The sequence below is a fragment of the Nocardiopsis endophytica genome (genome assembly GCF_027706725.1).
GTDB lineage: Bacteria > Actinomycetota > Actinomycetes > Streptosporangiales > Streptosporangiaceae > Nocardiopsis_A > Nocardiopsis_A endophytica.
This window is the reverse complement of sequence record NZ_JAQFWQ010000178.1, coordinates 1-9,713: the sequence shown is the minus strand read 5'-3', so window position 1 is coordinate 9,713 and position 9,713 is coordinate 1. Positions and strand designations below refer to the sequence as shown.

The following is a 9,713-nucleotide window of genomic DNA, read 5'->3' as shown; positions in this document are numbered from 1 at the left end:
GGGCGTTTTCCCCGAGATCAACGAGGAGGCGGCACCAGGGGTGCGGGCGCCACGAACGCGGGCGAGCACGCACCCCCTCGCCGCACCGCCGCCCGGACCGAGAGCAACCCGCCGCCCGGCAAGCAGGCCCGGGGAACCGCCCCACTGCTGCCATCGCCGCCCTCACCAGCAACCACGCACACGCGCCGCGGCCGACAGCGCTACCGCAAGGGCCGCGGACCTCTCTTCGTCGCCGCCGTCCACCCCACACTCCATCGGCCTGCCGCCCGGCCGGGGCCCCGAAGCGGGGCACCAGCCCAGCCGCCCCACCCGGACCGTGAGGAACCTCGCGCCCGGCAGGCAGGGCCCGGGAACCGTCCTCCTGTCGCCGTCGCCGCCAAGTGCGGTGACCATCCGCACGCCCGGCGGCCGACAGCGCTGCGGCATGGGCCGCGGACCTCTCTTCGTCGCCGCCCCTCCGACCTCGCGCTCCGTCGGGCTTCCGCCCGGCCGGGACCCGTGACCGGGGTACCAGCCCAGCCGCCCGGCCACGGCCAGGCCAGGGCCGCCCGGCCGGGGACCATAAGCGGGGTACCAGCCCAGTCGCCCCGCTCACTCCACGCCGGCTGCGTCCATGCCCCTCAGTTCGCGCTTGAGTTCCTTGATCTCGTCGCGCAGCCGCGCCGCCAGCTCGAACTGCAGGTCCGTCGCTGCCTGGTGCATCTGCGCGTCCAGCTGCTCGATGAGCGAGGCCAGCTCCGCCCGCGGCATCTGGGACACGTCCCCGCGGCCCTCCCCGCCCGGAAGCGGGGTCGGCGCCTGGCGGTACCCGGAGCCGATCAGCTCCTGGGTGTCGACCTCCTCGCGGGCCAGCGAGTCCAGGATGTCGGCGATCTGCTTGCGCAGCGGCTGCGGGTCGATCCCGTGCTCGTCGTTGTAGGCCAGCTGCTTGTCCCGGCGGCGGTTGGTCTCGTCGATGGCGCGCCGCATCGAATCGGTCACGGTGTCGGCGTACATGTGCACCTGCCCGGCCACGTTCCGCGCCGCGCGGCCGATCGTCTGGATCAGCGACGTCTCCGACCGCAGGAACCCCTCCTTGTCCGCGTCCAGGATCGCCACCAGGGACACCTCCGGCAGGTCCAGGCCCTCCCGGAGCAGGTTGATGCCGACCAGCACGTCGAACTCGCCGGTGCGCAGCTCCCGCAGCAGCTCCACCCGGCGCAGCGTGTCCACCTCGCTGTGCAGGTACCGCACCCGGATGCCCAGCTCGGCGAAGTAGTCGGTGAGGTCCTCGGCCATCTTCTTGGTCAGGGTCGTCACCAGCACCCGCTCGCCGCGACCGGCCCGCTCGCGGATCTCGTGCACCAGGTCGTCGATCTGGCCGTCGGTGGGCTTGACCACCACCTCCGGGTCGACCAGGCCGGTGGGGCGGATGACCTGCTCGACCACGTCGCCGCCGCTCTGCCGCAGCTCGTAGGGGCCCGGGGTGGCCGACAGGTACACCGTCTGCCCGACCCGCTCCAGGAACTCCTCCCACTTCAGCGGGCGGTTGTCCATCGCCGAGGGCAGCCGGAACCCGTGGTCGACCAGGGTGCGCTTGCGCGCGGCGTCCCCCTCGTACATGGCGCCGATCTGCGGCACGGTCACGTGCGACTCGTCAACGACCAGCAGGAAGTCCTCGGGGAAGTAGTCCAGCAGGGTGTTGGGGGCGCTGCCGGGCTCGCGCCCGTCGAAGTGCCGCGAGTAGTTCTCCACGCCCGAGCAGCTGCCCACCTCGCGCAGCATCTCGATGTCGTAGGTGGTGCGCATCCGCAGCCGCTGCGCCTCCAGCAGCTTGCCCTGGGCCTCCAGGTCCGCCAGGCGCCCGGACAGCTCGGCCTCGATCTGGCCGACCGCCCGCTCCAGCCGCTCGGGCCCGGCCACGTAGTGCGAGGCCGGGAAGATGAAGACCTCCTCGTCCTCGCTCAGCACCTCCCCCGTGATCGGGTGCAGCGTCATCAGGCGCTCGACCTCGTCGCCGAACATCTCGATGCGCACCGCCAGCTCCTCGTACACCGGGATGATCTCCACGGTGTCGCCGCGCACCCGGAAGGTGCCGCGGGTGAAGGCGGTGTCGTTGCGGGTGTACTGCATCTCCACCAGGCGGCGCAGCAGCTCGTCCCGGTCGACCTCGGTGCCCGCCTTGAGGTGGGTCATCCGGTCCACGTACTCCTGCGGGGTGCCCAGGCCGTAGATGCACGACACCGACGCCACCACCACGGTGTCGCGGCGGGTCAGCAGCGAGTTCGTCGCCGAGTGCCGCAGCCGCTCCACCTCGTCGTTGATGGAGGAGTCCTTCTCGATGTAGGTGTCGGTCTGCGGGACGTAGGCCTCGGGCTGGTAGTAGTCGTAGTAGGAGACGAAGTACTCGACCGCGTTGTTCGGCAGCATCTGCCGCAGCTCGTTGGCGAACTGCGCGGCCAGCGTCTTGTTGGGCTGCATCACCAGGGTGGGCCGCTGCAGCTGCTCCACCGTCCAGGCCACCGTGGCGGTCTTGCCGGTGCCGGTCGCGCCGAGCAGCACAGTGTCGCGCTCGCCCCGGTTCACCCGGCCCGCCAGCTCGGCGATGGCCGAGGGCTGGTCGCCCGCGGGCACCATGTCCGAGACCACCTCGAACGGCGCCTTCCTGCGCTGGATGTCGGTCACCGGTCGCATGCCGCCCCCATCGTCGCCTCGTGCAGCGCGGGCAGCACGTGCCCGCCCCTCCAACCTAGCGCCGCCCTGCGACAGCGCCGGACCGCCGCGTGCAACGCGCCCGGGCGCCCGCCGATTCCCCGCCGGCGCCGCCCGCCCCGGGGGCGCCCTGCGGCGGGCGTCAGGACCGATCGGCGCGGGCCCGCAGCTCCTTGTCCACCTCGGCGACGCGCGCGTCCAGGTCCCCGATCGGGCCCGCGTTCTCCACCACGATGTCGGCGACCGCCAGCCGCTCCTCCCGGGAGGCCTGCGCGGCGATGCGGGCGCGCGCCTGCTCCTCGGGCATGCCCCTGTCCTCCACCAGGCGCCGCACGCGCAGCTCCTCGGGCGCGTCCACGACCACCACCAGGTCGTACATCGACTGCAGCCCGTTCTCCACCAGCAGCGGCACGTCGTAGACCACCACAGCGTCCTCGGGCGCCCGCGCCATCAGCTCCTCGGTGCGCTCGGCCACCCGGGGGTGCACGATCGCGTTCAGCCGCTCCAGCTTGGCGGTGTCGGAGAAGACGATCCCGCCCAGCCGGGGCCGGTCCAGCCGCCCGTCGGCGTCCAGCACGCCCTCGCCGAACTCGGCCACCACCTCGGCCAGGCCGGGCGTGCCCGGCTCCACGACCTCGCGGGCGATCGCGTCGGCGTCGACCACCAGCGCGCCCGCCGCGGCCAGGCGCCGCGCCACCTCGCTCTTGCCGGAGCCGATGCCCCCGGTCAGTCCCACTCGAAGCATGGGGCCGAGACTACGGCACCGCCCCCTCGGGCGCGGCGGCGGGAGCCCCGCCCGGGCGCACCGCCTTGCCCAGGTGCACCAGGGTGCGGTGGTCGGCGATGCGCTCCCGGGAGGCCTCGGTGTAGCCCAGGCTCCGGAACAGCCGCAGCGCGGCCTCGCTGCCGTGCCCGACGGACACGGCGAAGCGCTCCAGGGCCGGGTGGCCGGCGGCGGCCCGCCGCTCCAGCTCGGCCATGAGGGCCCGGCCGATGCCGCGCCGCCGCGCGTCCGGCGCCACGGCCAGCCGGCCGACCAGGAAGGCGCGCTCGGCGGCGGCGCCCCGCACGGCGCCCACGATGCGCCCTCCCAGTACCGCGGTGAGGACCGGCCCGCGGTCGAAGGCGGCGCGCACCTGCTGCTCGGTCTCGGCCAGCGGCGGCAGGTAGGGGTCGCCGTAGATCTGCGCCTCGGACACGTAGGCGGCGCGCTGCAGGGTCCAGATCGCGCCGGCGTCCTCGGGGGAGGCGGCGGCCAGGACCGGGGCGGCGGCCGGTTCGGGCGGGGTGTGGGCGCGCATGGCCTCCCTCTCGCGTCCGGGTGCGCGCCGAGCATAGCGGAGGGCCGCCCCCCGTGCGGGGAGCGGCCCTCGGCGGTTCGCTGTCCGGGTCCGGAGTCCCGGTGCGGGGTCGGCTACTCGCCGCCGCCCGCGAGCTTCTCCCGCAGCGCGGCCAGGGCCTCGTCGGAGGCCAGGGCACCGCCGGTGGAGTCGGAGCCGCTGCTGGAGGCGGACCCGCCGCCGGTGTTCACCGGAGCGGCCTCCTCCTCGTACCCGCCGCCGGCCTCGGCCTCGGCCTCGGCGGCACGGGCCTCGGCGACCTGCTTGCGGTGCGCCTCGAAGCGGGAGTGCGCCATGGCGTACTGGCGCTCCCACTCGTCGCGCTGGGCCTCGAAGCCCTCCATCCACTCGCCGGTGTCGGGGTCGAAGCCCTCGGGGTACTTGTAGTTCCCCTGCTCGTCGTACTCGGCGGCCATGCCGTAGAGCGTGGGGTCGAACTCCTCCTGCTCGGGGGAGACGCTCTCGTTGGCCTGCTTGAGCGACAGGCTGATGCGGCGGCGGTCCAGGTCGATGTCGATGATCTTGACGAAGATCTCGGTGCCGACCTGCACGACCTGCTCGGGGATCTCCACGTGGCGCTCGGCCAGCTCGGAGATGTGCACCAGGCCCTCGATGCCCTCCTCGACGCGGACGAACGCACCGAACGGCACCAGCTTGGTGACCTTGCCCGGCACGACCTGCCCGATCTGGTGGGTGCGGGCGAACTGCTGCCAGGGGTCCTCCTGCGTGGCCTTGAGCGACAGGGAGACGCGCTCGCGCTCCATGTCGACGTCCAGGACCTCGACGGTGACCTCCTGGCCGACCTCCACGACCTCGCTCGGGTGGTCGATGTGCTTCCAGGACAGCTCGGAGACGTGCACCAGGCCGTCCACGCCGCCCAGGTCGACGAAGGCGCCGAAGTTGACGATGGAGGAGACCACGCCCTTGCGGATCTGGCCCTTCTGCAGGGTGTTGAGGAAGGTCTGGCGGACCTCCGACTGCGTCTGCTCCAGCCAGGCGCGGCGGGACAGGACCACGTTGTTGCGGTTCTTGTCCAGCTCGATGATCTTGGCCTCGAGCTCGCGGCCGACGTAGGGCTGCAGGTCGCGGACGCGGCGCATCTCCACCAGCGAGGCGGGCAGGAACCCGCGCAGGCCGATGTCGAGGATCAGACCGCCCTTGACGACCTCGATCACCGTGCCGGTGACGACGCCGTCCTCTTCCTTGATCTTCTCGATCGTGCCCCAGGCGCGCTCGTACTGGGCGCGCTTCTTGGACAGGATCAGCCGGCCCTCCTTGTCCTCCTTCTGGAGGACCAGGGCCTCGACGTGGTCGCCGACGGCCACGACCTCGCCCGGGTCGACGTCGTGCTTGATCGACAGCTCCCGGGAGGGGATGACCCCTTCGGTCTTGTAGCCGATGTCGAGCAAGACCTCGTCTCGATCGACCTTCACAATGGTGCCCTCAACGATGTCCCCATCGTTGAAGTACTTGATGGTCTCGTCGATCGCCGCGAGGAAGGCTTCCTCGGACCCGATGTCGTCGACCGCTACCTGGGGTGTCGAGGTTGCCTCGGTGCTGCTCGTCATGTGTGGGTGGACTCCGGATACGGACAATGGCTAGAAGGTCACGCCGTCGCCGCCCGTCTGCGATGGTTCGTGCGGTCGTGAGAGAACCGCGGTGCGCACGGGTGGCCACAGCGCTCCGGCCAGAATATGAGACCCGCGCCCCCTGGTCAATCGGAATCCGGGCCCGCTAACGGGCCAAGTCCCCATTCTGGGCATGCTACCCGCCCGCGCCCGCGAGCGGAAAGACGCCCCGCCCCGCGCGCCGGACCCGAAACGGCGCCCGGGGGCCGGATCAGTCGTCGCTTCGGCAGGACCGCGACCGCTTCAGCGCCGAGCGGCGGCGCTTGCCCTCCACCCTGCGGCGCTCGGCCGCCCTGCTGGGCCGGGTGGCCCGGCGCTCGCGCGGCGGCGGGGCGCACGCGGCGGCCAGCGCCGAGCGCAGCCGCTCGGCCGCCAGCTCCCGGTTGCGGGCCTGGGAGCGGGTGTCCGAGGCGGTCACCGTCAGCACCGTGCCCCGCAGCCGCCCGGCCAGCCGCTCCAGGGCCCGCTCGCGCTGGCGCCCGGTCAGCGCGGAGGTCGCGGCCACGTCCAGGGACACCGACACGCGCGTGTCGGATGTGTTCACGTGCTGGCCGCCCGGCCCGCCCGAACGGGAGAAGCGCCAGGTGAGCTCCGCCTCGGGCAGTGCGGGGCCGCGCCCCGCGGCGCCCTTGTCCGCCATCGGTGTCCCTCCCTCGATTCCGCTCAGAGCGTAGCGGCCGAAACGCCGAAAGGCACGCCGGTTTCGCCACGGCCCCGGCCGCGCCGCCCCACAGGGCGGGGCCGGGGCCGCGCGCCGGCCTAATGTGCGGCGTCGCGCCAGTTCTCCCCCAGGCCGACCGAGACGGCCAGGGGCACGCGCAGATCATAGGCGCCGGCCATCCTGTCCGAAACCAGTTTCCGAACCGGCTCCACCTCGTCCTCGGGCACCTCCAGCACGAGTTCATCGTGCACCTGAAGCAGCGCCCGCGCCCGGTGGCCGCCCTCGCGCAGCGCCCGGTCCACGTCCAGCATCGCCACCTTGATGATGTCGGCCGCCGACCCCTGGATCGGCGCGTTCAGCGCCATCCGCTCGGCCATCTGCCGCCGCTGCCGGTTGTCGCTGGTCAGGTCCGGCAGGTAGCGGCGCCGCCCCAGGATGGTCTCGGTGTAGCCGTCCCGGCGGGCCTGCTCGACCACCGCCTGCAGGTAGTCCCGCACCCCGCCGAACACCTGGAAGAAGTCCTCCATCAGGGTGCGGGCCTCGCCCGGGGTGACGCCGAGCTGCTGGGACAGGCCGAACTCGCTGAGCCCGTAGGCCAGCCCGTAGTTCATCGCCTTGATCCGGGCCCGCTCCTCGGGCCCCACCCGCTCGGGGTCGGTTCCGAACACCCGGGCCGCGATCTCGGCGTGGAAGTCGTGCCCGGTCTGGAACGCCTCGATCAGCGCGGCGTCCTGCGACAGGTGCGCCATGATCCGCAGCTCGATCTGGCTGTAGTCGGCCGTCATCAGCGCGTCGTAGCCCGGGCCCACCACGAACGCCCGGCGGATCCGCCGCCCGGCGTCGGTGCGCACCGGGATGTTCTGCAGGTTGGGCTCGACCGAGCTGAGCCGGCCGGTGGCCGCCACCGTCTGGTTGAAGGTGGTGTGGATCCGCCCGTCCTCGGCGATCGTCTTGATCAGGCCCTCCACCGTGGTGCGCAGCCGGGTCTGGTCCCGGTGGCGCAGCAGGATGGACGGCAGCTCGTTGTCGGTCTGCCCCGCCAGCCACGCCAGCGCGTCGGCGTCGGTGGTGTAGCCCGTCTTGATCTTCTTGGTCCTGGGCAGGCCCAGCTCGTCGAAGAGGACCTGCTGCAGCTGCTTGGGCGAGCCCAGGTTGAACTCGCGGCCCACCACCCGGTGCGCCTCCTCCACCGCGCGGCGCTGCTCGGCGGCGAACTCCCCCTCCAGCCCGTCCAGGTAGGACCGGTCGGCGGCGATGCCCACGCGCTCCATGCCCGCCAGCACCCGCACCAGCGGCAGCTCCACGTCGGCCATCAGCCCGGACCCGCCCCGCTGCTCCAGCAGCGCGTCCAGCCGGTCGGCCAGCTCCAGGGTGGCGCGCGCCCGCACCGCCAGGTCCGCGCGCACCGCCTCGCCCTCGTCGCCGCCCTCGCCGCCGCCGATGTCCAGCGACAGCTGGCCGCCCTCCTCCTGGCGCCGCACCAGCTCCTTGTTCAGGTACTGGCGGCACATGTCCTCCAGGCCCGTCTTGCGCTGGCCCGGCTGCACCAGGTAGGCGGCCACGGCGGTGTCGCCGGTGACCCCGCGCAGGTCCCACCCGTGCGCGAACGCCGCCAGCAGCGGCCCCTTGGCCTCGTGCACGGCCTTGGCCCTGTCCCCGTCGGCCAGCCACGCGGCCAGGGCGCGCTCGTCCTCCTCGCCCAGGGCGCAGGGGTCGATGTAGGCGGCGGCGCCGTCCGCGGCCGCCACGGCCACCCCCGTGAGCGCCCCCGTGCCCGAGCCCCACGTGCCCGAGAAGGCCACACCCGAGCGGCCCTGCGCGGTGTGGCCCTCCAGCCACGCCCCCAGGGCGCCGGGCCCGGGCACCGACACGCTGCCGTCGAAGTCCTCGCCCGATGGGCCCTGCGCGGCCTCCCCGGCCCCCTCGGTGTCCACCACCTGGAACAGCCGGTCCCGCAGGGTGGAGGCGAACTCCAGGTCGTCGAACAGGGTGTTCACGCCCTGCCGGTCGGCGGCGCCGGGCACCAGGTCCTCCAGCCCCACCTCCAGCGGCACGTCCCCCACCAGCAGGTTCAGCCGCTGGTTGCGCAGCACGTCGTCCAGGTGGTCGCGGAAGTTCTGCCCCGCCTTGCCCGTCAGCTCGTCGGCGTGCTCCACCAGGGCGTCCACCGACCCGTACTTCAGGATCCACTTCGCCGCGGTCTTGGGCCCCACACCGGGCACCCCCGGCAGGTTGTCGGCCTTCTCCCCCACCAGCGCCGCCAGGTCCCGGTAGCGCTCCGGCGGGACCCCGTACTTCTCCTCCACCCGCTCCGGCGTCATCCGGGTCAGGTCCGAGACGCTCTTGCCCGGGTAGAGCACCGTGCACCCGCCGTCCACGAGCTGGAAGGCGTCCCGGTCCCCCGAGGCGATCAGCACCTCCATGCCCTCGGCGCCCGCCCGGTGCGCCAGCGTGGCGATCACGTCGTCGGCCTCGAAGCCCTGCACCGACACCGACACCATGCCCAGCAGCCGCAGCAGCTCCTGCACCAGCTCCACCTGGGAGGGGAACTCCGGCGGGGTGTCGGCGCGCCCGTCCTTGTACTCGCCGTAGGCCTCGTGCCGGAACGTCGGCCCCGACACGTCCCAGGCCACCGCGATGTGCGTGGGCTCCTCCTCGCGCAGCAGCTTGATCAGCATCGACGTGAAGCCGTACACCGCGTTGGTGGACTGGCCCGTCGTCGTCCCGAACTTGTCCACCGGCAGCGCGAAGAACGCGCGGAACGCCATCGAGTGGCCGTCCACCAGAAGCAGGCGGCCACCGCCGCCCGCCGCCGACGCGCCGTCTGCACTGCTCTGACCGGGGGTCTCCTGTGTGTTCGCCACAGGGGAATCCTAGGATGCGGTGCGGACTTTTCGCGCGGCCATCCGGCCGCGCCGCACCCGTCCGACCCGCGATGCGCCGTCCTCTGGAAAGGGGCACCCCGCCATGACCCTGAACGCCGAGCAGCTCTCCGAACTCATGGGCGCCGCCAACCCCGGCGGCGGGCTCGGCGAGCGGATGGGCATCGAGCTCGTCGAGGCCTCCCCCGAACGCGTGGTCGGGCGGATGCCCGTCGACGGCAACACCCAGCCCTACGGGCTGCTGCACGGCGGCGCCTCCTGCGTCCTCGCCGAGACCCTCGGCTCGGTCGGCTCGGCCCTCATCGCCGGGGAGGGCCGCATCGCCGTCGGCATCGAGATCAGCGCCACCCACCACCGGGCGGCCACCGAAGGCCACATCACCGGCACGGCCACCCCCGTGCACGCCGGGCGCACCCTCGCCACCTGGGACATCGAGATCACCCGCGACGACGGCAAGCGGGTGTGCACCTCCCGCCTGACGTGCATGCTCCGCGACGCCTGAGGCGCCGCA

Annotated in this window: 7 protein-coding genes; 1 reads left to right on the top strand and 6 read right to left on the bottom strand. The window is 73.1% G+C overall.

Annotated features, from left to right (window positions below):
* Positions 1-591 precede the first annotated feature (591 nt).
* The 6 genes from uvrB to polA form a co-directional block, all read right to left on the bottom strand.
* Positions 592-2,673: an excinuclease ABC subunit UvrB gene (gene uvrB / locus O4J56_RS31315; protein ID WP_270690802.1), complete on the bottom strand. Its 2,082-nt coding sequence runs from the start codon at positions 2,671-2,673 to the stop codon at positions 592-594.
* 160 nt (positions 2,674-2,833) lie between these two features.
* Positions 2,834-3,436: a dephospho-CoA kinase gene (gene coaE / locus O4J56_RS31310; RefSeq protein ID WP_270690801.1), complete on the bottom strand. Its 603-nt coding sequence runs from the start codon at positions 3,434-3,436 to the stop codon at positions 2,834-2,836.
* Between the two features lie 10 nt (positions 3,437-3,446).
* Positions 3,447-3,992, bottom strand: coding sequence for a GNAT family N-acetyltransferase (locus O4J56_RS31305; protein WP_270690800.1), 546 nt, complete (start codon positions 3,990-3,992; stop codon positions 3,447-3,449).
* A 113-nt stretch (positions 3,993-4,105) separates the two neighbouring features.
* On the bottom strand, positions 4,106-5,599 hold the full coding sequence (gene rpsA, locus O4J56_RS31300) for a 30S ribosomal protein S1 (RefSeq protein ID WP_270690799.1): 1,494 nt from the start codon (positions 5,597-5,599) through the stop codon (positions 4,106-4,108).
* A 271-nt stretch (positions 5,600-5,870) separates the two neighbouring features.
* Positions 5,871-6,299 carry an alternative ribosome rescue aminoacyl-tRNA hydrolase ArfB gene (gene arfB / locus O4J56_RS31295; RefSeq protein WP_270690798.1) on the bottom strand — a complete coding sequence of 143 codons (429 nt, stop codon included), beginning with the start codon at positions 6,297-6,299 and terminating at the stop codon, positions 5,871-5,873.
* A gap of 119 nt (positions 6,300-6,418) precedes the next feature.
* Complete coding sequence (gene polA / locus O4J56_RS31290) at positions 6,419-9,184, bottom strand: DNA polymerase I (protein WP_270690797.1); 2,766 nt, start codon at positions 9,182-9,184, stop codon at positions 6,419-6,421.
* A 103-nt stretch (positions 9,185-9,287) separates the two neighbouring features.
* Between polA and O4J56_RS31285 the strand changes: the two genes are divergently transcribed.
* Positions 9,288-9,704, top strand: coding sequence for a PaaI family thioesterase (locus O4J56_RS31285; RefSeq protein ID WP_270690796.1), 417 nt, complete (start codon positions 9,288-9,290; stop codon positions 9,702-9,704).
* Positions 9,705-9,713: the final 9 nt, after the last annotated feature.